This window comes from Streptomyces sp. NPDC001880, assembly GCF_053594575.1.
This window is the reverse complement of sequence record NZ_JBSFET010000026.1, coordinates 60,829-85,115: the sequence shown is the minus strand read 5'-3', so window position 1 is coordinate 85,115 and position 24,287 is coordinate 60,829. Positions and strand designations below refer to the sequence as shown.

At 69.8% G+C, this 24,287-nt stretch carries 13 protein-coding genes, 1 tRNA gene, 2 rRNA genes and 1 pseudogene; 13 read left to right on the top strand and 4 right to left on the bottom strand.

The features are described from left to right. From ACWCQ6_RS17370 to ACWCQ6_RS17360, 3 genes are all read left to right on the top strand, one after another. Window positions 1-73: ribosomal RNA gene (locus ACWCQ6_RS17370) — 23S ribosomal RNA — on the top strand; the annotation flags it as partial. Window positions 74-149: 76 nt separating this feature from the next. Then, window positions 150-266: ribosomal RNA gene (gene rrf, locus ACWCQ6_RS17365) — 5S ribosomal RNA — on the top strand. 254 nt (window positions 267-520) lie between these two features. Further along, window positions 521-593 (top strand) — tRNA-Thr (locus ACWCQ6_RS17360). A 103-nt stretch (window positions 594-696) separates the two neighbouring features. On the opposite strand, the gene ACWCQ6_RS17355 is transcribed toward ACWCQ6_RS17360, so the two are convergent. Continuing rightward, entirely contained in the window at window positions 697-3,330 is a 2,634-nt protein-coding gene (locus tag ACWCQ6_RS17355) for a SpoIIE family protein phosphatase (protein ID WP_451090009.1), read from the bottom strand. A gap of 411 nt (window positions 3,331-3,741) precedes the next feature. Between ACWCQ6_RS17355 and ACWCQ6_RS17350 the strand changes: the two genes are divergently transcribed. The 10 genes from ACWCQ6_RS17350 (at window position 3,742) to ACWCQ6_RS17305 (ending at window position 18,349) form a co-directional block, all read left to right on the top strand. Beyond that, window positions 3,742-9,171 carry a HAMP domain-containing protein gene (locus tag ACWCQ6_RS17350; RefSeq protein ID WP_451090007.1) on the top strand — a complete coding sequence of 1,810 codons (5,430 nt, stop codon included), beginning with the start codon at window positions 3,742-3,744 and terminating at the stop codon, window positions 9,169-9,171. A gap of 244 nt (window positions 9,172-9,415) precedes the next feature. Beyond that, complete coding sequence (locus ACWCQ6_RS17345) at window positions 9,416-10,090, top strand: response regulator (RefSeq protein WP_451090005.1); 675 nt, start codon at window positions 9,416-9,418, stop codon at window positions 10,088-10,090. A gap of 263 nt (window positions 10,091-10,353) precedes the next feature. Further along, window positions 10,354-13,107: a DNA translocase FtsK gene (locus ACWCQ6_RS17340; protein ID WP_451090003.1), complete on the top strand. Its 2,754-nt coding sequence runs from the start codon at window positions 10,354-10,356 to the stop codon at window positions 13,105-13,107. 213 nt (window positions 13,108-13,320) lie between these two features. Next, window positions 13,321-14,121, top strand: a complete 801-nt coding sequence (locus tag ACWCQ6_RS17335; protein ID WP_451090001.1) for a helix-turn-helix domain-containing protein — start codon at window positions 13,321-13,323, stop codon at window positions 14,119-14,121. A 148-nt stretch (window positions 14,122-14,269) separates the two neighbouring features. Continuing rightward, window positions 14,270-15,745 (top strand): 30S ribosomal protein S12 methylthiotransferase RimO, encoded by a 1,476-nt coding sequence (gene rimO, locus ACWCQ6_RS17330; RefSeq protein WP_451089999.1) that lies wholly within the window; start codon window positions 14,270-14,272, stop codon window positions 15,743-15,745. After that, window positions 15,742-16,458: a CDP-diacylglycerol--glycerol-3-phosphate 3-phosphatidyltransferase gene (gene pgsA, locus ACWCQ6_RS17325; protein ID WP_451089997.1), complete on the top strand. Its 717-nt coding sequence runs from the start codon at window positions 15,742-15,744 to the stop codon at window positions 16,456-16,458. The genes rimO and pgsA overlap by 4 nt, the downstream gene beginning before the upstream one ends. Continuing rightward, a complete protein-coding gene (locus tag ACWCQ6_RS17320; protein ID WP_451089995.1) occupies window positions 16,455-16,964 on the top strand; it encodes a CinA family protein in 510 nt (169 codons plus the stop codon). The genes pgsA and ACWCQ6_RS17320 overlap by 4 nt, the downstream gene beginning before the upstream one ends. Window positions 16,965-17,073: 109 nt before the next feature. Next, window positions 17,074-17,457, top strand: coding sequence for a helix-turn-helix domain-containing protein (locus ACWCQ6_RS17315; protein ID WP_018105285.1), 384 nt, complete (start codon window positions 17,074-17,076; stop codon window positions 17,455-17,457). Window positions 17,458-17,660: 203 nt separating this feature from the next. After that, complete coding sequence (locus ACWCQ6_RS17310) at window positions 17,661-17,852, top strand: CsbD family protein (RefSeq protein WP_451089993.1); 192 nt, start codon at window positions 17,661-17,663, stop codon at window positions 17,850-17,852. Between the two features lie 218 nt (window positions 17,853-18,070). Continuing rightward, complete coding sequence (locus ACWCQ6_RS17305; RefSeq protein ID WP_451089991.1) at window positions 18,071-18,349, top strand: hypothetical protein; 279 nt, start codon at window positions 18,071-18,073, stop codon at window positions 18,347-18,349. Here the strand turns inward: ACWCQ6_RS17305 and ACWCQ6_RS17300 are convergent. The 3 genes and pseudogenes from ACWCQ6_RS17300 to ACWCQ6_RS17290 all read right to left on the bottom strand — a co-directional run bounded on the left by ACWCQ6_RS17300 (window position 18,297) and on the right by ACWCQ6_RS17290 (window position 24,283). Then, window positions 18,297-19,061 (bottom strand): SDR family NAD(P)-dependent oxidoreductase, encoded by a 765-nt coding sequence (locus ACWCQ6_RS17300; RefSeq protein ID WP_451090015.1) that lies wholly within the window; start codon window positions 19,059-19,061, stop codon window positions 18,297-18,299. The two genes, ACWCQ6_RS17305 and ACWCQ6_RS17300, sit on opposite strands and share 53 nt — an antisense overlap. A 144-nt stretch (window positions 19,062-19,205) precedes the next feature. Continuing rightward, window positions 19,206-19,547, bottom strand: a pseudogene (locus tag ACWCQ6_RS17295) (DNA-formamidopyrimidine glycosylase family protein); the annotation flags it as partial. A 68-nt stretch (window positions 19,548-19,615) separates the two neighbouring features. After that, window positions 19,616-24,283, bottom strand: coding sequence for an Lhr family ATP-dependent helicase (locus ACWCQ6_RS17290; protein WP_451089989.1), 4,668 nt, complete (start codon window positions 24,281-24,283; stop codon window positions 19,616-19,618). Window positions 24,284-24,287 lie beyond the last annotated feature (4 nt).

Below are 24,287 nucleotides of genomic sequence, written 5' to 3'. Positions count from 1 at the left end.
GTTGATAGGCCAGATGTGGAAGCCCGGTAACGGGTGGAGCTGACTGGTACTAATAGGCCGAGGGCTTGTCCTCAGTTGCTCGCGTCCACTGTGTTTGTTCTGAAATAACGAACGGCCGTGTTGTTCCGGTGTTGTTTATTTCATAGTGTTTCGGTGGTCATTGCGTTAGGGAAACGCCCGGTTACATTCCGAACCCGGAAGCTAAGCCTTTCAGCGCCGATGGTACTGCAGGGGGGACCCTGTGGGAGAGTAGGACGCCGCCGAACTCCTTTTGTGGGAGAGCCCCGTGCCCTTGTGGCACGGGGCTTTTCTGCGTTTCACGGGATACTTGCCGATGTCTTCCGGCTGGTCGCCCGATGGAGGCCTTCCGCCGGGCGGCGAGCCCTGCGTGGGCAGGTTCCGCATCGTGGTGGAGGGGCCGGGCAGGGCCTATGAGGGCCCGTCAGAGTCTTCTGCGGCCAGTGGTTTTGAGCATCCCTGAGTTCGGGGTATGCTTTACCTCGTTGCCACAGCGCAACAGGCCCCAATAGCTCAGTCGGTAGAGCGTCTCCATGGTAAGGAGAAGGTCTGCGGTTCGATTCCGCATTGGGGCTCAGGAGAAAAGGAAAGGCCCCCGCCAGTCGGCGGGGGCCTTTCTTGTTGGTACGGCTGCACTGAGGGCTGTCCCGTGACCCCGGTGGGGTCACGGGACAGCCCTCAGTCGGTGGGAGGCTCGGGCACACGCATGGCGAGGATGGCCATGTCGTCCGAGGCCGGCTCGGCGGCGAAGCGCTCCACCGCCCGCAGGATGCGAGCCGCCACCGCACCCGCCGTGAGGCCGGTGCAGGTCGCCAGGACGTCCGCCAGACCGTCGTCGCCCAGCATGCGGGAGCCCTCCCGGCGTTCCGTGACGCCGTCGGTGACGCACAGCAGGACATCGCCCGGGGCAAGGGCCACCGTCTGCTCGTACAGTTCGAGTTCCTCGATGACACCGAGCAGCGGCTGGGGCTCGGCCGCCGCTTCGACCGAGCCGTCCTGACGCAGGCGCAGCGGCAGCGGGTGCCCCGCGCAGACCACCTTCAGAAGAGCGCCGCCGTCCTCCTGAGGCCACAACTCGCCGTACAGAAGGGTCAGGAAGCGGCTGCGGGCGCCCTCATCCAGGATGGCGGCATTGAGGCGTTCCAGGACGGCGGGGCCACCGAAGCCCTCGCGGGCGAGGAGGCGCAGGGCGTGGCGGGCGAGGCCCGTGACGGCTGCGGCCTCCGGACCCGTACCGCATACGTCGCCGATGGCGAAGCCGTAGGCCCCGTCGCGGATCGGGAAGACGTCGTAGAAGTCACCGCCGACCTCATTGCCTTCGCCGGCCGCACGGTAGATGACCTCGATCTCGACATTGGGCACCTCGGGCAGCCCCGGCGGCAGCAGACTGCGCTGCAGGGACTGGCTGATCGCTGTGCGCTCCGAGTAGAGGCGGGCGTTGTCGAGGGCCAGGGCCGCGCGGCGGGAGAGGTCCTCGGCCAACTCCAGGATCTCCTGGCGGAAATGGTCGTCGGAGGGCTTCCCGAGCGTCAACATGCCGATGACACGGTTACGGGCCACGAGCGGCAGGACCACCGTCTCGCCGCCCACCGCGGCCGCGGTGGCGAGCGTCGTACGGATGCCGGAGCCCAGCCTGCCCGGTTCGACGAGCCGGCCGGTTTCACCGAGACCCAGCGTGCGCATCGAACTCCGCAGCGCCGCGTGGTGGGCGGCGTCGGACGGGGCGGTCCAGACGCGGGCGCCAGGGGTCGGCACGGGGTCGGGCGGTGCGATCTTGGAGAGCAGGGCTTTGAGGCCGTCGATGCGCTCCTCGTCCTCGTGCAGGACGTAGGAGAGGTACGGCTCGGACGACTGGTCGGCGATCGTGTACACCGCGCACCAAGTGGCCAGGGTGGGGACCGTCATCTGGGCCATCAACGCCAGGGTCTGGTCCCGGTCGAGGGTTCCGGCCAGCAGGTCGGAGGCCTCGACAAGGAACGAGAGGGAACCGCGGCGCAGGCGCTCCAGCTCGCCCAGGCGGGCCGACTCGACCGCCAGCGCGATCCGGTCCGCGGCGAACTGCAGGCGCAGGGCCTCCTCGTTCGAGTAACGACCGGCTGCTTCGGCGGCGACGCCCAGGGATCCCGTCAACCGCCCCTCGACCTTCAGCGGAACGGTGACGACGGAACGCATCCCGGTCCCGCCGAGCAGCGGGACGGCGCCCGGCACGTTGTCGAGGTCCTCGTGGACGGCGGGCATTCGGGCGGATCCGTACCGTCCGGTTCCGGCCTCCACCGGGACGCGGGCGAAACGCTGGCGGGCGGAGGGCAGACCCGTGGTGGCCCGTACCTCCAGTTCCGTCTCGTCGTCCGTCGCCAGCAGCAGGAAGGCAGCATCGGCGTCGAGCATGTCGCGGGCCCGTTCGACCGTGCGCTGGAGCAGGCCGTCGAGGTCGTCGGGCGCGGGGGAGCCGATGAAGATCTCGAACGGGTCAGTCTTGCCGCTCTCGGTGTTCGTGTCGGACACCGGTGTGCGGGCCGGCGACTGGAGCACGGCACGTTCGTAGTCGCGGACGAGCAGACAGACGGTCGAGGGCTCGCCGTGGGTGTCTCGGATCCGCAGGTGCGAGGCGTAGACGGGGATGATCCGGCCGTCGGAGCCCCGGATCCCGTAACTGCCCTCCCAGCGCGAGAGCTGGAGGGCGTCGACGATGCCCGTGTTGGTACCGGGGGTCTGGGGCCAGGCGGTGAAGTCGGTGAGCTGTTTTCCGGTGACCTGATCCGCGGTGTGGCCGAAAAGGAACGCGGCGTCCTCGTTCCAGGCCGCGATGGAGCCGGTGCTGTCGATCTGGACGACCGCCACCCGGACGCGTTCGTCGGCGACGGGGAGCAGTCCCACGGGGAGCAGCGGGCCCGCCGAGCGGATGCCCACCGGGCGTTCGGGGAGGTCGAGCCGGAACCAGACATGTTTGCGGGTGGGCGAGTACTCGACGCCCCAGCGGGTGGCGAGTGCCGCGCAGAGCAGCAGCCCGCGGCCGTTCTCACGGTCGGGGCTGCCGAAGTCCGGGCCTGCGCTCTGGAGCGGGACCTCGCGTTCCGGATAGTGGTCGGAGACCTCGATCCGGACGCCGTCCTCCGTGCGCAGACACAGCACGTCGGCGGCGGTGCCCGCGTGGATCACTGCGTTGGTCACCAACTCGCTGGTGAGGACGACCGCGTCGTCGACGACATCGGTGTAGCCCCACCCCTGGAGGGTGTCACGGACAAAGGCGCGGGCGGTCGCGACGGAGCGTCCGACCGGGTCGAAGGTGGCGGCCGCGCGCGCGGTGATCACAGCACTCCCCATTGGTGTCTCGTCGCTTCCCCGAGTCCTGTGCCCGTTTCTCGCCGCTTCGATTCGCCTGCCAGGCTAGACGCTCGGTCTCGGTGCCGGATACACGAGGGGCGACTTCGGGCAGGAGCGAGCAGGAACGGACCTGTGAACGGACAAGTGCGGGCTTCTCAGCCGAGGGATGTGGGACAACCCCTGGAGGTTGCACCCCGGCTGCGTCGGGCCTGGTACGTTTCAACGATTTGACGTCCCCATGGTCACCCGTCGACGGTGGGCTGTGGCGGTGAGCCAAAGAAGACTGGGCAAGCTCCCAGATAAGACCCGAGCGATACGGTCAACCCCTGCGGGAGGGACACGGTGGAGTCTGGCGTGGCGGCGCGGGGCAAGAGCACGCGCACAAAAGGCGGACAGTCCGTGAAGAAGCAGCGCAATGGAACCATCGACGTCGACGCGGCGGCGCTCAACAGACTGCTGGCGGGCCTCGTGGCGATGCGCGACGGGAATTTCCGCAGGCGTCTGACCGTCTCGGGCGACGATGTGATGGCGGAGATCGCGGCGGTCTTCAACGAGGTCGCCGACCGCAATCTGCATCTCACCGGTGAGCTGGCCCGGGTACGGCGGGTGGTCGGACGTGAAGGAAAGCTCACCGAGCGGCTGGAGACGGGCGCCTGCGAGGGCTCCTGGGCCGCCGCGATCGACGCCTCCAACGAGCTGGTCGACGATCTGGCACGCCCGGTCTCGGAGGTCGGGCGGGTGTTGTCGGCGGTGGCCGACGGTGATCTCGAACAGCGGATGGAACTGCGCTCGCACACATCCGACGAGACGGTACGGCCGCTGCGCGGCGAGTTCCTGAAGGTCGCCCGTACGGTCAACAGCCTCGTCGACCAGCTGTCGGCGTTCACCGAGCAGGTGACGCGGGTCGCGGTCGAGGTGGGTACCGAGGGCAAGCTGGGCGGACAGGCCCAGGTGCGCGGGATGTCCGGGTCGTGGAAGGACCTCACGGACTCCGTGAACACCATGGCGTACCGGCTGACCGCGCAGGTGCGCGACATCGCGCTGGTGACGACGGCGGTCGCCAAGGGCGATCTGTCGCGGAAGGTCACCGTCCATGTGGCCGGCGAGATGCTCCAGCTGAAGAACACCGTCAACACGATGGTCGACCAGCTGTCGTCGTTCTCCTCCGAGGTGACCCGGGTCGCCCGTGAGGTGGGCACGGAGGGCGAGCTCGGCGGGCAGGCGACCGTGCCGGGTGTGGCCGGGGTGTGGAAGGACCTCACCGACTCCGTCAACACGATGGCCGGGAACCTCACCTCCCAGGTGCGTGGGATCGCCGAGGTGACCACGGCCGTCGCCAACGGCGACCTGTCACAGAAGGTCACGGTGAGCGCCCGCGGCGAGGTCGCGCAGCTGGCCGAGACCATCAATCAGATGACCGACACGCTGCGGCTCTTCGCGGACGAAGTGACCCGGGTGGCCAGCGAGGTCGGTGGCGAGGGCCTGCTCGGCGGCCAGGCGAAGGTGCCGGGCGCGGCGGGGACCTGGAAGGACCTCACCGACTCGGTGAACACCGTCTTCCGGAACCTGACGACCCAGGTGCGGGACATCGCGCAGGTGACCACGGCGGTGGCCAACGGTGACCTGTCGCAGAAGGTCACGGTGGATGTGGCCGGCGAGATGCTGGAGCTGAAGAACACCGTCAACACGATGGTGGACCAGCTCCAGGCCTTCGGTTCGGAAGTGACCCGGGTGGCCCGGGAGGTCGGCGTCGAGGGCCGGCTCGGCGGTCAGGCCGAGGTGCCGGGCGCCGCGGGGACCTGGAAGGACCTCACCGACTCGGTGAATGCGGCGTTCCGCAACCTCACCGGGCAGGTGCGGGACATTGCGCAGGTGACCACGGCGGTGGCCAACGGCGACCTGACGCAGAAGGTCACCGTGGATGTCGCGGGCGAGATGCTGGAGTTGAAGAACACCGTCAACACGATGGTGGCGCAGCTCTCCAGCTTCGCCGACCAGGTGACGGGGATGGCCCGTGACGTGGGTACGGAGGGCCGGCTCGGCGGCCAGGCCCGGGTGGACGGCGTCTCCGGCACCTGGAAGGAGCTCACCGACTCCGTCAACTTCATGGCCGGGAACCTGACTTCGCAGGTGCGCCAGATCGCCCAGGTGACCACGGCGGTGGCGCGGGGTGACCTGTCGCAGAAGATCGACGTGGACGCGCGCGGCGAGATCCTGGAGCTGAAGAACACCATCAACACGATGGTCGACCAGCTCTCCGCCTTCGCCGAGCAGGTGACCAGGGTCGCCCGCGAGGTCGGGACCGACGGGCGGCTCGGCGGGCAGGCACAGGTGCCCGGTGTGGCCGGCGTGTGGCGCGATCTGACCGATTCGGTGAACGGCATGGCGGGCAACCTCACCGCTCAGGTCCGCAACATCGCGCAGGTCGCCACGGCGGTGGCGCGGGGTGACCTGTCGCAGAAGATCGACGTGGACGCGCGCGGCGAGATCCTGGAGCTGAAGAACACCATCAACACGATGGTCGACCAGCTGTCGAACTTCGCCGAGCAGGTGACCCGGGTCGCCCGCGAGGTGGGTACGGAGGGCATCCTCGGCGGCCAGGCCGAGGTGCAGGGAGTGTCCGGTACGTGGAAGGACCTCACCCAGTCCGTCAACCGCATGGCGAACAACCTGACCATGCAGGTCCGCAACATCGCCGAGGTCACCACCGCGGTCGCCAACGGCGATCTCTCCAAGAAGATCACCGTCGACGCCAGGGGCGAGATCCTCGAACTGGTCACGACCGTCAACACGATGGTCGACCAGCTGCTGAACTTCGCCGACGAGGTGACCAGGGTCGCCCGTGAGGTGGGCACCGAGGGGATTCTCGGCGGCCAGGCCCGGGTGCCGGGTGCGACGGGCATCTGGAAGGACCTCAGCGACAACGTCAACCTGATGGCCAACAACCTCACCAGTCAGGTGCGGAACATCTCCCGGGTCTCGTCGGCGGTCGCCAACGGCGATCTGCGCAAGAAGGTCACCGTCGAGGCGCGCGGCGAGGTCGCCGAGCTGGCGGACACCGTCAACACGATGGTGACGACGCTGTCCTCGTTCGCCGACGAGGTGACGCGAGTCGCCCGCGAGGTGGGCACGGAGGGCGAGCTGGGCGGCCAGGCCAGGGTGCCCGGGGTGTCCGGTACGTGGAAGGACCTCACCGAGTCGGTGAACTCGATGGCCTCCAACCTGACCGGCCAGGTACGTCAGATCGCCGCGGTCACCACGGCCATCGCCAAGGGCGACCTCACCAAGAAGATCGACATCGACGCGCGCGGTGAGATCCAGCAGCTGAAGAACACCATCAACACGATGGTCGACCAGCTGTCCTCCTTCGCCGAGCAGGTGACCCGGGTGGCCCGCGAGGTGGGCACGGAGGGGCAGCTGGGCGGCCAGGCCCGGGTCCGGGACGTCGACGGCACCTGGCGCGACCTCACCGAGTCGGTGAACGAGATGGCCGGAAACCTCACCCGTCAGGTGCGGGCCATCGCCGCCGTCGCCACCGCGGTGACCCGTGGTGATCTCAACCTGAAGATCGACGTCGACGCGGCCGGCGAGATCCAGGCCCTCCAGGACAACATCAACACCATGATCGCCAACCTGCGCGACACCACGGCGACCAACAAGGAACAGGACTGGCTCAAGGGCAACCTCGCCCGGATCTCCGGCCTGATGCAGGGGCGCCGCGACCTGGACGACGTGGCCTCGCTGATCATGAGCGAGCTGACTCCCGTCGTGTCCGCGCAGCACGGTGCGTTCTTCCTGGCCATGCCGACCGGGGACACCGGCGCGGTGGGAACGGACAATGACGCGGAGGGTTCGTACGAACTCTGCATGAGGGGCAGCTACGGATACTCGGCAGGCTCGATGCCGACGTCTTTCCGGCCGGGCGAGACGCTCATCGGCACGGCAGCCGAGGAGAAGCGGACCATTCAGGTGGACAACGTTCCGCCGGGATATCTGAAGATCTCCTCCGGTCTCGGCGAGGCGCCGCCCGCGCATGTGATCGTGCTGCCGGTGCTTTTCGAGGGGAAGGTGCTCGGCGTGATCGAACTGGCCTCCTTCCAGCCGTTCACCCACATTCAGCGGGACTTCCTCAACCAGCTCGCCGAAATGATCGCGACGAGCGTCAACACCATCAGCGTCAATACGAAGACCGAGAAGCTCCTCGAACAGTCGCAGGAGCTGGCCGAGCAATTGCGGGACCGTTCACAGGAATTGGAGAACCGGCAGAAGGCGCTTCAGGCCTCCAACGCCGAACTGGAGGAGAAGGCCGAACTGCTTGCCCAGCAGAACCGCGACATCGAGGTCAAGAACACCGAGATCGAGGAGGCCCGTCAGGTCCTGGAGGAGCGCGCCGAGCAGCTCGCGGTCTCGATGCGCTACAAGTCCGAGTTCCTGGCAAACATGTCGCACGAGTTGCGTACGCCGCTCAACTCGCTTCTCATTCTGGCCAAGCTGCTCGCGGACAATGCCGAGGGCAATCTCTCTCCGAAGCAGGTGGAGTTCGCCGAGACGATCCACGGGGCCGGTTCCGATCTGCTTCAGCTGATCAACGACATTCTCGATCTGACGAAGGTCGAGGCGGGCAAGATGGATGTCAGCCCGACCCGGATCGCCCTGGTTCAGCTGGTGGACTATGTGGAGGCCACCTTCCGCCCGCTCACCGCGGAGAAGGGGCTCGACTTCTCCGTGAGGGTCTCGCCGGAACTGCCGGCCACACTGCACACCGATGAGCAGCGGCTGTTGCAGGTGCTGCGCAATCTGCTCTCCAACGCGGTGAAGTTCACCGACAGCGGGGCGGTCGAGCTGGTCATCCGGCACGCCAACGAGGACGTTCCGAACGCCATCCGCGAGCAACTCCTGGAGGCAGGTTCACTGCGTGACGCGGACGCCGACCTGATCGCGTTCTCGGTCACCGACACCGGTATCGGTATCGCTTCCAGCAAGATGCTGGTGATCTTCGAGGCGTTCAAGCAGGCGGACGGTACGACCAGCCGCAAGTACGGCGGTACGGGGCTCGGTCTGTCCATCAGCCGGGAGATCGCCCGGCTGCTGGGCGGCGAGATCCATGCGGCCAGCGAGCCCGGCCGCGGATCGACGTTCACGCTGTATCTGCCGCTGCATCCGAGTGAGTTGCCGCCGCAGGGATACCCGCAGGTCGGCCCCGGGCCCATCGAGGCGCATGGCGCGGTGGTCGAGGAGGGACTGCTGCCCGCGGCCGGTTCGGGTGCCGACGCGGCTGCCACGGCGCCGGGTCCGGCCGGTGCGGCCGGTCTGATGCGGCGTCGTCGCAAGAGCCTGGAGAGTGCGGAGCGGCGGCCCGCGCTGCCGTCCCGGAGCACCGCGCCGGCAGCTCAACAGGAGCCGTGGACGCTCGCCGGGCAGGAGGAACCCGAGGTCCGCAGGTCGTTCCGGTTCCGTGGCGAGAAGGTGCTCATCGTCGACGACGACATCCGCAACGTCTTCGCGCTCACCAGTGTGCTGGAGCAGCACGGTCTCACGGTGCTGTACGCGGAGAACGGGCGCGTGGGCATCGAAGTCCTGGAACAGCATGACGATGTGACGGTCGTACTGATGGACATCATGATGCCGGAGATGGACGGCTATGCCACGACGGCAGCGATCCGCCGGATGCCGCAGTTCGCCGGGCTGCCGATCGTCGCGTTGACCGCGAAGGCGATGAAGGGTGACCGGGAGAAGGCGCTCGAATCCGGTGCTTCCGACTATGTCACCAAGCCTGTTGATCCTGATCATCTTCTTTCCGTAATGGAGCAGTGGATGCGCGGAGAGTGATCATTAGTCGAGGGAATTGCGATGAGTTGCTGATCGACTGTGCTCATAGGGGTGTGAGAAGGCGCTGTACGGGGAACCTTCTCGTCCCCCACCGCGTTTCGGCTGTGTGCACAGTGACATCGCGGTGACAGGGTGTGGCGACGGGCGGGGTGCGGCTACCATGACCGGCACAAGGACGGACGGCGTAAGGGAGTCGTCCCCCGGGGCGGCGCCCGGTGCAATTCCGGGGCGAGGAGGACGGGCCATGGTGCAGAAGGCCAAGATCCTCCTGGTCGATGACCGGCCGGAGAATCTGCTGGCGCTGGAGGCCATCCTCTCTGCGCTCGATCAGACACTGGTACGGGCATCGTCAGGGGAGGAAGCGCTCAAAGCGCTGCTCACGGACGACTTCGCGGTCATTCTGCTGGACGTCCAGATGCCGGGCATGGACGGTTTCGAAACCGCCGCGCACATCAAGCGGCGGGAACGGACCCGGGACATCCCGATCATCTTCCTCACCGCGATCAATCACGGTCCGCATCACACCTTCAGGGGTTATGCGGCGGGCGCGGTGGACTACATCTCGAAGCCGTTCGACCCGTGGGTCCTGCGGGCCAAGGTCTCGGTCTTCGTCGACCTGTACATGAAGAACTGCAAGCTGCGCGAGCAGGCGGCGCTGCTGCGACTCCAGCTGGAGGGCGACGAAGGCGGCGCGGACCACGACAGGGAGCCTGCCGGGCTGCTGGCCGAGCTCTCGGCGCGGCTTGCGGCCGTCGAAGAGCAGGCCGAGGCGCTCTCCAAACAACTCGACGACGAATCGGCGGACGCCGCTGCGGTGGCCACCGCAGCCCATCTGGAGCGCAAGCTGACCGGGCTGCGCCGGGCGCTGGACGCCCTGGAGCCCGGCACCGGAAGCGGAACGGTCACTCTTTCCTCGTAATCCCGGAGCCGTTCCGTAGCGACCGGGCGGCGGGGGAGGGCCGGGCCGTGTCGAGGGTGGTCCGGTGGTGCGATTTCCGGCCGGGGGCGGGCGGTTGTCCGGAGTCCTGCCCCAACTGCCCCTTGCGCGGAGCCGTTCGACGGTCCTTGTGCGGGACCTCCGGCAGTGAGGTCGCGTCAGTTTGCCGCCTCTGTAAGGCGACACGGACGGGTGAAGCGGCACGCGCTCGTGTTGCAGCCGCAGACACCGGTAACCTCGGCACCATGGCCTCACGTACGTCCGGCAAGGGTTCCCAGGGCACGGCGGGCACCGCGAAGCGCGTCGGTCGTACCGCGGGACCGGCCAAGAAAGCCGCACCCGCGAAGAAGACCGCAGCCAAGAAGACCGCGCCCGCGAAGAAGGCCCCTGCCAAGAAGGCGGTGGCGAAGAGGGCGGCCCCGCCCAGACCCGCCCCGTCACCCACCAACGGTGTCTACCGCCTGGCGCGCGCAGTCTGGCTCGGCATGGCCCATGCCGTCGGAGCGATGTTCCGCGGCATAGGGCGCGGCGCGAAGGGGCTCGACCCCGCACACCGCAAGGACGGCGTCGCGCTGCTGCTGCTCGGGCTCGCGCTGGTCGTCGCCGCGGGCACCTGGTCGAATCTGCGCGGCCCCGTCGGCGACCTGGTGGAGATGCTGGTCACCGGGGCCTTCGGCCGGCTCGATCTGCTCGTGCCGATACTGCTCGGCGCCATCGCCGTACGGCTGATCCGCTACCCGGAGAAGCCCGAGGCCAACGGCCGTATCGTCATCGGGCTCTCCGCCCTCGTCATCGGGGTGCTCGGGCAGGTCCACATCGCGTGCGGATCGCCCGGCCGGGAGGACGGCACCACGGCGATGCAGAACGCGGGCGGGCTCATCGGCTGGGCGGCCTCCAAGCCGCTGATCTACACGATGGGCGAGGTCCTCGCCGTACCGCTGCTGCTGTTGCTCACCGTCTTCGGGCTGCTGGTCGTCACCGCCACCCCGGTGAACGCCATCCCGCAACGGCTCCGGCTGCTCGGCACCAAGCTGGGCCTGCTCCATCCGGAGTACGACCCCGAGGCGTACGAGGAGAACGACGACGAGCGCTACGAGGAGCAGTGGCGCGAGCAGCTTCCCGCCCGCTCCCGCCGCTCCGGGGCGCCCGCCGACTACGACCCCGGGCAGGCCGAGGCCGACGCGCTGTCCAAGCGCCGCCGCACCCGCCGGCCGTCCGTGCAGCCCGCGATGAACCGCACCATGGACGCGGTGGATGTGGCGGCTGCCGCGGCCGCCGCCCTCGACGGGGCCGTGCTCAACGGCATGCCGCCCTCGCCGATCGTCGCCGACCTCACCCAGGGCGTCTCCGTCGAGCGCGAACGCCCGGGTCCACCGGTCCCCGGCGCCAGGGAGGGCGAACCCTCCTCCGGAGGAGGGAAGCAGCCGGCGCCCGCGGGCGGCGTACCCGATCTCACCAAGCCCGTCCCCGACTCGCAGTCCCAGCCACTGCCGGCCCGCGCCGAACAGCTCCGGCTCTCCGGCGACATCACCTACTCGCTGCCCTCGCTCGACCTGCTGGAGCGCGGTGGCCCCGGCAAGACCCGCAGCGCCGCCAACGACGCCATCGTCGCCGCGCTGACGAACGTCTTCACCGAATTCAAGGTCGACGCCGCCGTCACCGGCTTCACCCGCGGACCGACGGTCACCCGGTACGAGGTGGAGCTCGGCCCCGCGGTGAAGGTCGAGCGGATCACCGCGCTCGCCAAGAACATCGCCTACGCCGTCGCCAGCCCCGACGTCCGGATCATCTCCCCGATCCCGGGCAAGTCCGCGGTCGGCATCGAGATCCCGAACACCGACCGGGAGATGGTCAACCTCGGCGATGTGCTGCGCCTCGCGGACGCCGCGGAGGACGACCACCCGATGCTGGTCGCCCTCGGCAAGGACGTCGAGGGCGGCTATGTGATGGCCAACCTGGCGAAGATGCCGCACGTGCTGGTGGCCGGTGCGACCGGTTCCGGCAAGTCGTCGTGCATCAACTGCCTGATCACCTCGATCATGGTGCGGGCGACCCCGGACGACGTCCGGATGGTCCTGGTCGACCCCAAGCGCGTCGAGCTGACCGCGTACGAGGGCATCCCGCACCTGATCACGCCGATCATCACCAACCCGAAGCGCGCCGCCGAGGCGCTCCAGTGGGTCGTGCGCGAGATGGACCTGCGGTACGACGACCTCGCCGCGTTCGGGTACCGGCACATCGACGACTTCAACCAGGCCGTCCGCAACGGCAAGGTCAAGCCGCCGGAGGGCAGTGAGCGCGAGCTCTCGCCCTATCCGTACCTGCTGGTGATCGTCGACGAGCTCGCCGACCTGATGATGGTCGCTCCGCGCGACGTCGAGGACGCCATCGTCCGGATCACCCAGCTGGCCCGTGCCGCCGGTATTCACCTGGTGCTCGCGACCCAGCGGCCCTCGGTCGACGTCGTCACCGGTCTGATCAAGGCGAACGTGCCCTCCCGGCTCGCCTTCGCGACCTCGTCGCTGGCCGACAGCCGGGTCATCCTCGACCAGCCCGGCGCCGAGAAGCTCATCGGAAAGGGTGACGGTCTGTTCCTGCCGATGGGGGCGAACAAGCCCACCCGTATGCAGGGCGCCTTCGTCACCGAGGACGAGGTCGCGGCCGTCGTCCAGCACTGCAAGGACCAGATGGCGCCGGTCTTCCGCGAGGACGTGGTGGTCAACACCGCCAAGAAGAAGGAGATCGACGAGGACATCGGCGACGACCTCGACCTGCTCTGCCAGGCCGCCGAGCTGGTCGTCTCCACCCAGTTCGGGTCCACCTCGATGCTTCAGCGCAAGCTCCGGGTCGGCTTCGCGAAGGCCGGCCGGCTGATGGACCTGATGGAGTCCAGGAACATCGTCGGGCCCAGCGAGGGATCCAAGGCCCGCGACGTCATGGTGAAACCCGACGAGCTGGACGGGGTGTTGGCACTGATCCGCGGGGAATCCGCTCCGTAGGAGAAGTAGGTGAAGTACGGGCAACCGTTTCGCCGGGTCGTACGTCAACTTGGAGGGAGGGGCGGCAGAATTGTCCTTCCCGGGACGGTCCGACGAATCGGACGGTGTTCGAGTCCGATGGAGGACAAAGTCCTTCCTCCCGGTTGCCCCACCCTTTCGTACCCCCCCTAGACTGAACACCCAGCAGGTGGCTCACGCTCGAAAGGCGCCCCCGTGTCCATCGGCAACTCCCCCGAAGACGACCGGCCTTCGATCGGTCGAGTGCTCCAGCAGGCTCGCATCGGCGCAGGTCTCACGGTCGAAGAGATCAGTTCGTCCACTCGGGTGCGCATCCCCATCGTGCACGCGATCGAAGAGGACGACTTCTCCCGCTGCGGCGGCGACGTGTACGCGCGCGGCCATATCCGTACGCTGGCGCGCGCCGTCGGGCTCGATCCGGAACCGCTGGTCTCGCAGTACGACGCGGAACACGGCGGCCGTCCCGCACCCACGCCCGCGGCGCCGCTGTTCGAGGCCGAACGGATCCGCTCCGAACCCCGCCGTCCCAACTGGACGGCGGCCATGGTCGCGGCGATCGTCGTCGTTGTCGGTTTCGTCGGCTTCACATTCTTCACGGGCGGTGACGACACCCCCGCGGCCACCCAGCTCGCGGAGGGTTCGGCGCCCAACACGAAGACCCCCAAGCCGAAGACCGGCAAGACCGTCGACCCCAAGCCGGCCCCCTCCGACAGCGCCATCGCCGCGGCCCCCAGGGACAAGGTGACGGTGCGGCTCAACGCCAGCCAGGGCAAGAGCTGGATCTCCGCCAAGGACCACAACGGGCGGCTGCTCTTCGACGGTCTGCTGCTCCAGGGCCAGACCAAGACCTTCCAGGACCAGGAGCGGGTCGACCTCGTCCTCGGTGACGCCGGATCGATCGAGCTCTTCGTGAACGGAAAGAAGGTCGAGGAGAAGTTCCAGCCCGGCCAGGTCGAGCGGCTCTCGTACACGAAGGGCGACCCGGCGGTCGGCTGACCCGTAACACGCGCCGTCTTTTCCGGCGGCATCGACGGCACGGCGAGCGCCCGGCAATCCTGCCGGGCGCTCGCCGCATTTGCTACTCGGAGCAACGGTGGAACCCTGCGCGGCAGGGCGAGTGCCGGGACAAAGTAGTCTTGAGCCCATGCCCGAACGCCGTACCGTCGCCCTTGTCACTCTTGGCTGCGCCCGTAACGAGGTGGACTCGGAGGAGCTCGCAGGCCGCTTGGCAGCGGACGGCTGGGAGCTCGTCCAGGACGCCTCCGACGCGGACGTGGCCGTCGTCAACACCTGTGGATTCGTCGAGGCCGCCAAGAAGGACTCCGTCGACGCCCTGCTCGAAGCCAATGATCTGAAGGACCACGGCAGGACCCAGGCCGTGGTCGCCGTCGGCTGCATGGCCGAGCGCTACGGCAAGGACCTCGCCGAGGCCCTGCCCGAGGCGGACGGCGTCCTCGGCTTCGACGACTACGCCGATATCTCCGACCGCCTCCAGACCATCCTCAGCGGCGGCATCCACGCCTCGCACACCCCGCGTGACCGCCGCAAGCTGCTTCCGATCAGCCCGGCGGAGCGGCAGGACGCGGCCGTGGCCCTGCCGGGGCACGCCCAGGAGGCCGAACCCGCCCCCGCGCCTGTGGACCTCCCCGAAGGTGTCGCGCCGGTCTCCGGGCCGCGGGCGCCCCTGCGCCGCCGGCTGGGCACCAGCCCCGTCGCCTCGGTGAAGCTCGCCTCCGGCTGCGACCGCCGCTGCTCCTTCTGCGCCATCCCGTCCTTCCGCGGATCCTTCATCTCGAGGCGCCCCTCGGACGTGCTCCAGGAGACCCGCTGGCTGGCCGAGCAGGGCGTCAAGGAGGTCATGCTGGTCTCCGAGAACAACACCTCGTACGGCAAGGACCTCGGCGACATCCGGCTGCTGGAGACACTGCTGCCGGAGCTCGCCGGCATCGAGGGCATCGAGCGGATCCGGGTCAGCTACCTCCAGCCGGCCGAGATGCGCCCCGGCCTGATCGACGTGCTGACCTCGACGCCGAAGGTCGCGCCCTACTTCGACCTGTCCTTCCAGCACTCGGCCCCAGGTGTGCTGCGGGCGATGCGCCGCTTCGGTGACACCGACCGGTTCCTGGAGCTGCTGGACACCATTCGAAGCAAGGCGCCGCAGGCCGGTGCCCGCTCCAACTTCATCGTGGGCTTCCCCGGCGAGACCGAGGCCGACCTGGCGGAGCTGGAACGCTTCCTCACCGGTGCCCGGCTCGACGCCATCGGCGTCTTCGGCTACTCGGACGAAGAAGGCACCGAGGCAGTCGGCTACGAGAACAAGCTGGACGCCGACGTCATCGCCGAGCGGCTCGCGCACATCTCGCAGCTGGCCGAGGAGCTGACCTCGCAGCGTGCCGAGGAGCGCGTGGGCGAGTCTCTCCAGGTGCTCGTCGAGTCCGTGGACGACGAGGACGGCGCGGTGGGACGTGCGGCGCACCAGGCTCCCGAAACGGACGGCCAGGTGCTCTTCACCACACGCGAGGGCCTCGTGCCCGGCCTTATGGTCGAGGCAAAGGTTGTGGGCACCGAAGGAGTGGACCTGGTGGCCGAGTGCTCCGGACTCATGGAGGCAGCCAGATGACGGGAGTCCCGGCATCCGCGGCAGGTGGCTCCGGCGCGAAGCCGGTCCGCGGCGGCAAGCTGGGCACTGCGGCCGTCAACCAGGCCAGCCTGTGGAACATCGCCAATCTGCTCACCATGCTGCGGCTGGTCCTGGTGCCCGGCTTCGTACTGCTGCTGCTGCACAACGGCGGGTACGACCCGGTCTGGCGGTCGTTCGCCTGGGCGGCCTTCGCCATCGCCATGATCACCGACCTGTTCGACGGTCATCTGGCCCGCACCTACAACCTGGTCACCGACTTCGGGAAGATCGCCGACCCGATCGCGGACAAGGCGATCATGGGTGCGGCGCTGATCTGTCTTTCGTATCTCGGTGACCTGCCCTGGTGGGTCACGGGCGTGATCCTCTTCCGCGAGCTCGGCATCACGCTGATGCGCTTCTGGGTGATACGGCATGGGGTGATTCCGGCCAGCCGTGGCGGGAAGATGAAGACCCTGGCGCAGGGGACGGCCGTCGGGATGTACGTCCTCGCGCTGACCGGTCCGCTGGCCACTCTGCGCTTCTGGGTGATGGCGGTGGCCGTCGTGCTGACGGTCGTCACCGGGCTCGACTATGTACGCCAGGCCGTCGTGCTGCGCCGCAAGGGGCTCGCGGCCGAGCGTGCCGTCGCGGAAGCCGCGCGGGCCGCGGCTCCGGCCGCGGGAAGCCGCGACACGGCGGAGGCCGAGCGGTGACCGCCGCGGCCGGGGTGCTGGAGCTGCTCGTGGAGCGGGGGGAGACTCTTGCCGTGGCCGAGTCGCTGACCGGCGGTCTGGTCGCGGCGGAGCTGACTTCCGTGCCGGGTGCCTCGAAGTCCTTCCTGGGCTCCGTGACGGCGTACGCGACGCCTCTGAAGCGGGACGTCCTGGGGGTGGACGGCGTGCTGCTGGCGGAGCGCGGTGCGGTCGACCCGGAGGTGGCGCGGCAGATGGCAGCCGGTGTGCGCCGCGCTCTCGGTGCGGACTGGGGCATGGCCACCACCGGGGTCGCGGGCCCCGAACCGCAGGACGGCAAGGCCGTGGGCACGGTCTTCGTCGCGGTGGCCGGGCCGGACGGGGTGGAGAATATGGCCGAGCTGAGATTGAACGGTGCACGGACGGACATCCGTAGAGAGAGCGTACGGAGCGTGCTCGAGCTGCTCTCCGCCGAACTCGGCAAGAATGCAAGGGCACAGGATACGGAACGGAACGGGGGGAATTGATGTTTGCAGCCCTGAGTGAACACGACATCGCTCCCCGCACGGCCGCGGCGCAAGGCGGTACGGTGGGGCGTGAAGGATGCGGCTACGCGGTCCGAGGAGGGAGCCACCGATGATTCTGCTCCGTCGCCTGCTTGGTGACGTGCTGCGTCGGCAGCGCCAGCGCCAAGGCCGTACTCTGCGCGAAGTCTCCTCGTCCGCCCGAGTCTCGCTCGGCTATCTCTCCGAGGTGGAGCGGGGGCAGAAGGAGGCATCCTCCGAACTGCTCTCCGCCATTTGCGACGCGCTTGACGTACGGATGTCCGAGCTCATGCGTGAAGTGAGCGATGAACTGTCGCTGGCCGAACTGGCCGAGTCGGCAGCAGCCAGTGACCCGGTGCCTGTGCCGGTGCGGCCAATGCTCAATTCCGTCTCCGTGACGTCGGTGGCGGGTGTGCCGACGGGACGGGTGACCATCAAGGCGCCCGCGGAAGCGGTGGATGTCGTCGCCGCCTGACCCGCGTGGTCCGGGTGTGAAGCACGGAGCCCCGGTCGTCCCCTTGAGGAGGCGGCCGGGGCTTTCGCGTGCTCCCGGGAGAGGTGGGTTCGGGTGGGGCATTGAAGTGCCCTCGAATGACCGTTTTGTTTCGTTTGTGTCATCGTGGGTGGTGCTGAGCGGGGGAGACATTCACCTGCTCGCCCCTACCCGAAGGAGTCGCAGTGGTTGACGAAGGTGCCAAGGACAGGATCAAGGGCAAGGCCAAGGAAGCCATGGGCAAGATGGCCGGCGACCGGCGCAAGGAGGCCGAAGGCAAGACGGACCAGGTCAAGGGCCGGGCCAAGGGTGCCATGAGCGATGCCGAGGAGCGCGCGAAGGGCATGAAGGACTCGCTGCGCCGCGACGAGCACTGAAGCTTCCGACCGGGCCCCCACGCGAAGCGTGGGGGCCCGGTCGTGCCGTGGCTCCGCTCGTTCTGGATGCGGCCCGGGTGTCGCCGGGTGAGACTGCCAGGAGCGCGTAACGGTCATTGGCTGTGCACAGCGCGCCGGTGGTGCGCCGATGCGCCCTCCCGCCGGGCGAGCGCGCCGCACTAGGGTCCTTCGTTTGGATCAGGCCGGAGGAGGCAGCCATGGTACGGCGATGGGTGCCGGCGCTCGTTCTCGGCGGGGTGTGGTGGTGGGCCGTGCTGCGGCTCACGCTGGAACCGGCCCGTGCGGGGCTTGTCGAGGGTGCGGTGGCGGCTGGCGGATGGGGACTGAGCCTGCTGCCCGTGCATGTGGCCGCGACCGCCGGGCCGGCGGTCGCGGGGCGCTGGTTCGGTGTCGGGATGCGGTGGGCCCAGCGGGGTGGACGGGCTACCAGGGCATGGCTGCGCCGCCATTGGGGCGGAGGATCTGGCCGGTCATGAAGGCCGACGCGTCGGAAGCGAGATGCAGCACGGTGTGGGCCACGTCCTCGGGTTCGCCCACCCGTCCGAGCGGGGAGATCCGCGCCATCGTCGCCTCCACCCGGTGCCGTCGGTCCGCGTCGTGCCGGGCGGTCATCGGGGTACGGATCCACCCCGGGGCGACGGCGTTGACGCGGATCGCATGCGGCCCCAGTTCGGTCGCCAGCGTCTTCGTCAACTGGACGACCGCTGCCTTGGCCGCGCTGTAGCAGAGCAGCCCCGGGCCCGCGGAGTCGACCGCCCCCGAGGCCATGGTGATCAGTGAGCCGGGGGCGCCGCGCGCGATCATGCTGCGGGCCACCTCCTGGCAGGCGTACAGCACGCCCTTGAAATTGACCGCGAGGACGCGGTCCAGATCCTCGTCCGAGGTCTCCAGGACGGTGCTCATGTGCATGATCCCGGCAACGGCGGCCAGGATGTCGAGGTCGCCCGTAGCGGCCACCGCGGCTTTGACCCGGTCGCGGTCCGTGACATCGAGGACGTGGACGCGGGCCGCGCCGCCGGCTCCGGTGATCAGCTCCCGGGTCTCCAGCAGGCCCTTCTCGTGCAGGTCCGCACAGTGCACGGTGGCGCCCGCGGCGGCGAGCAGGACGGCGCAGGCTCGGCCTATGCCGCCCGCGGCGCCGGTGACGAACGCGGAGCGGCCCGTGAGGTCGTACGCGGTGAGGGGCATGACCGGACGGTACGACTGAATCTGACGGATCGTCAACTGGTGCTGCGGCAGGCAACGCTTGTCCGTCAAGGAGCGGCGTCCGGTGCATGCTCTCGGCGTGTCGGCCGGAAGCCCTCGTACTGGACCGTACTCGGGCTTTCGTCCGGTGCGGCGAGAGTGCGTGCCGGGCAGCCGGTAGCCGACGGCGGTGTGCTCCGCATTGCCGAGGACGGCGCGGATCTGGTGGGCGGGGCCGCCGCGCCAGCGCTCGCCCGTTGCGTAGATACGCCAGGCGCCGTCCATCCGGAGATGGCTGTGGAGGGTGAGACCGCCCTCGACGCGGGTGAGGAGATGCTTGCCGCGCGAGACGACGTCCAGAACCGTCCGGCCGGTCAGGTCGGCGGTGGCGAACCGGGGCACGCGCAGGTCGGAGCGGGTGAGGACCCGGCCGGCGAGTGCGGTGCGCAGACGTCCGGCCGTCCGGTGGACGGTGTCTCCTTCGGGCATGTCTCCATGATGCGGGCGGGGCGGCGTGCGCGCGGTGGTGTGGTACGAGGAGTGGGCGCGCCGGTGGGTCAGGCGCGCAGGCGGAGCCCTCTCGGGGTGGCGAGGAAGCCGACCGCCTCCAGCGTGCGGCCGAGCGGGGAGGTCAGGGACGGGGCGCCGTTGGTGCGCTCGACCGTGACCGTGCCGAGCGTCCCCGCGCGGGCGGCCGCCGCCAGCGCCCCCGCTGCCGCGAGGAGCGCCGGGTCGTCCGGGTCCGTGGGCCAGGCCAGCAGCGTCTTGCCGCCGCGCTCCATGTACATCGCCAGCTCGCCGTCGACCAGCACCACCAGGGCGCCCGCCTTGCGGCCGGGCTTGTGCCCGGCGCCGTCCGGCGGCTCGGGCCAGGGCAGGGCGGCACCGTAGGCATTGGCCGGGTCGGCCGCGGCGAGGACCAGGGCACGGGGCGCGCCACCCGGCTCCGCGCGGTCGCGGGCGATGGAGATGGCGCGCAGCCGGTCCACCGCGCCGTCCATCGCGAACTGTGCCGCCCCCAGCCCTTCGACGACATAGCCACGCCGGGCCTGCCCGTTGTCCTCGAAGGCGGACAGGACGCGGTACGTCGCGGAGAAGCCGCCCTCGACCCCCTCGGCCTGGACCGCGCCGCGGGTCACCACCCCGTGGCGGTCGAGGAGGGTACGGGCCAGGGCGTGAGCACGGTGTGTGGGGTCGGGTTCGGTGGCGGGCAGCAGGGACCAGCGGCCCGAGACGGTGGGCGGGCCGGTGCGGGACGCGGGCCGGGCGGCGGCGGTGAGCGAGCCGTAACGCCCGCGCGGGACACTGCGTCTGGCGCGGTGGGCGGTCGACCCCGCCGTGCGGCCGGAGCCGAGGAGCGAACGCAGCGGGGCGAGGGTGTCGTTGGTGAGCCGGCCCGACCAGGCCAGCTCCCAGATGGCATCGGCGAGTTGCGGATCGGTGCAGTCCGGATGGGTGGTGGCCCGGACCTGATCGGCGATCTGCCGGAAGAACAGGCCGTATCCGCCGCTCAGGGCGGTCAGGACGGATTCGTGCAACGCACTGAGTTCCAGTGGGTGCGGGGGCGGGAGGAGCAGGGGCGCGCTGTCGGCGAGGTAGAGGGACAGCCAGCCGTCCTTGCCCGGGAGGGCGCCCGCACCGGCCCAGACGACCTCGCCGGTGGTGGTCAGCTCGTCGAGCAGCGCGGGGGTGTAGTCCGTGACCCGGCCCGGCAGGATCAGCTTCTCCAGGGCCGACGCAGGGACGGGCGCGCCCTGCAACTGCTCGATGGCGCGGGCCAGTCCGTCGATTCCGCGCAGGCTGTTGCTGCCCAGGTGCTGCCACTGCGGAAGGAAGCCGGCGAGTGCGGCGGGCGGGACCGGCTCCAGCTCGTGGCGGAGCGCGGCGAGTGAACGGCGGCGCAAGCGGCGCAACACGGTGGCGTCGCACCACTCCTGGCCGATACCGGCGGGATGGAACTCGCCCTGGACGATCCGGCCGGACGCGGCGAGCCGTTGCAGCGCCCCGTCCGTGACGGCGGTGCCGAGGCCGAAGCGGGCGGCGGCCCCGGTGGAGGTGAACGGGCCGTGTGTACGGGCGTATCGGCCGAGGAGGTCGCCGAGGGGGTCCTTCACCGGTTCGGTGAACGCCTCGGGGACGCCGACCGGGAGGGCGGTGCCCAGCGCGTCCCGCAGGCGGCCCGCGTCCTCGATCGCGGCCCAGTGGCCGGCCCCGCCGATCCGGACGCGGATGGCCCGGCGGGCCGCGGACAGCTCGGGAGCCCATGCCGGGTCGGCGCCGCGCTCCGCCAACTCCACGTCGGTGAGCGGGCCGACGACCCGGAGCAGGTCGGCGACGCCCTCGATGTCCTTGATCCGGCGGTCCTCGGTCAGCCACTGGAGCTCCTGCTCCAGTTCGGTCAGGACCTCCGCGTCGAGCAGCTCGCGCAGCTCCGCCTGGCCGAGGAGCTCCGCCAGCAGGTGGGAGTCGAGGGAGAGGGCGGCGGCCCGCCGTTCGGCCAGGGGCGAGTCGCCCTCGTACAGGAACTGGGCGACGTAGCCGAACAGGAGCGAGCGCGCGAAGGGCGAGGGCTCCGGGGTGGTCACCTCGACCAGCCGGACGCGGCGTGCTTCGAGGTCGCCCATGAGTTCCGTGAGCCCGGGGACGTCGAAGACGTCCTGGAGGCATTCGCGGACCGCCTCCAGGACGATCGGGAAGGAGCCGAACTCCGAAGCGACCTGGAGCAGTTGCGCGGCGCGCTGGCGCTGCTGCCACAGCGGGGTGCGTTTGCCGGGGCTGCGGCGCGGCAACAACAGGGCGCGGGCGGCGCACTCGCGGAACCGGGAGGCGAAAAGCGCCGAACCGCCGACCTGGTCGGTGACGATCTGACCGATCTCGCCCTGGTCGAACGTCACGTCCGCCGCGCCGACGGGCGGTTGTTCGCTGTCGTACGAGAGGCCCGGCAGCGGCGCCGTATCACGGTCCGGTCCCTGGGAGAGGTCCTGCGCGGGATCGAAGTCCAGGAGATCCAGGCCGATCAGATCGGCGTCGGGAAGCCGTAGCACGATGCCGTCGTCGGCATGCATCACCTGGGCGTCCATGCCGTAGCGCTCGGCGAGGCGGGCGCTCAGCGCCAGTGCCCACGGTGCGTGCACCTGCGCGCCGAACGGGGAGTGGACCACGACCCGCCAGTCACCCAGCTCGTCACGGAAACGCTCGACGAGGATGGTCCGGTCGTCCGGCACGTGGCCGCAGGCGCGGCGCTGTTCGTCGATGTACGACAGGGTGTTGTCGGCGGCCCAGCTGTCGAGACCGGCGGCGAGCAGCCGCGCGCGGGCGTCCTCCTGCGGCAGTCCGCCGATCTCGCGGAGGAACGCCCCGAGCGCGCGCCCCAGCTCCAGCGGGCGGCCCAGCTGGTCGCCCTTCCAGAACGGCAGCCGACCGGGAACGCCGGGGGCGGGCGAGACCAGGACCCGGTCGCGGGTGATGTCCTCGATCCGCCAGGACGTGGTGCCGAGCGTGAAGACATCGCCGACCCGGGACTCGTACACCATCTCCTCGTCGAGCTCACCGACCCGGCCGCCGCCCTTCTTGGGGTCGGCGCCTGCGAGGAAGACCCCGAAGAGCCCCCGGTCGGGGATCGTTCCTCCAGAGGTGACGGCGAGCCGCTGCGCGCCCGGGCGGCCGGTGACCGTGCCGGCCACCCGGTCCCACACCACGCGCGGGCGCAGCTCGGCGAAGGCGTCGGAGGGGTAGCGGCCGGCGAGCATGTCCAGCACGGCGGTGAACGCGGACTCGGGCAGTGAGGCGAAGGGCGCGGCGCGGCGGACCACCGCCAGCAGGTCGTCCACCTGCCAGCTGTCCAGGGCGACCATGGCGACCAGCTGCTGGGCCAGCACGTCCAGCGGGTTGGACGGGACCCGGAGCGCTTCGATGGAGCCCTCGCGCATCCGCTCGGTGACCACGGCCGCCTGGACCAGATCGCCCCGGTACTTCGGGAAGACCACTCCGGTGGAGACCGCGCCGACCTGGTGTCCGGCCCGGCCGACCCGTTGCAGGCCGGAGGCGACCGAGGGCGGCGACTCCACCTGGATCACGAGGTCGACCGCCCCCATGTCGATGCCCAGCTCCAGGCTGGAGGTGGCGACGACGGCGGGCAGCCGGCCCGCCTTGAGGTCCTCCTCGACCTGGGCGCGCTGTTCCTTGGAGACCGAACCGTGGTGGGCGCGGGCGATCAGGGCGGGGGCGCCCTTCGCCGCACCGGACTCGGCCATGATCTCGGCGGGGGAGTGGGACTCGGCGATCGTCTCGCCGGTGAGCCGCTCGTACGCGATCTCGTTGAGGCGGTTGCACAGCCGCTCGGCGAGGCGGCGGGAATTGGCGAAGACGATGGTGGAGCGGTGCTGCTGGACGAGATCGGCGATCCGCTCCTCGACATGGGGCCAGATCGACGGCTTGTCCGCCTGGCCCGCCTGGTCGGGGTCGGTGGCGGGGGAGCCGCCGAGCTCACCCAGATCCTCGACCGGCACGACGACCGACAGCTCGAACCGCTTGGTGGACGGTGGCTGGACGATCTCCACCTTGCGCCGGGGCGAGAGGAAGCGCGCCACCTCGTCGACCGGACGGACCGTCGCCGACAGACCGATCCGCCGGGCGGGACGCGGCAGCAGCTCGTCGAGACGCTCCAGCGTCACGGCGAGATGGGCGCCCCGCTTCGTGCCGGCCACGGCGTGCACCTCGTCGAGGATCACCGTCTCGACGCCGGACAGTGCCTCCCGGGCGGACGAGGTCAGCATCAGGAACAGCGATTCGGGTGTGGTGATCAGGATGTCCGGCGGCCGGGTCGCCATCGAGCGGCGCTCGGCGGGCGGGGTGTCGCCGGAGCGGATTCCCACCCGGACCTCGGGCTCCGGCAGCCCCAGCCGCACCGACTCCTGGCGGATGCCGGTCAGCGGGGAGCGGAGGTTGCGCTCGACATCGACCGCGAGCGCCTTCAGGGGTGACACGTACAGCACCCGGCAGCGCTTCTTCGGCTCGGCGGGCGGCGGGACGGATGCCAGGGTGTCCAGCGCGGCGAGAAACGCGGCGAGGGTCTTGCCGGAGCCGGTCGGCGCGACGACCAGCACGTCCGAACCCTCGCCGATCGCGTGCCAGGCGCCCTCCTGCGCGGCGGTGGGCGCGCTGAAGGCACCCGCGAACCAGCCTCGGGTGGCGGGTGAGAACGAATCGAGCGCAGAGCCGGCCATGTCC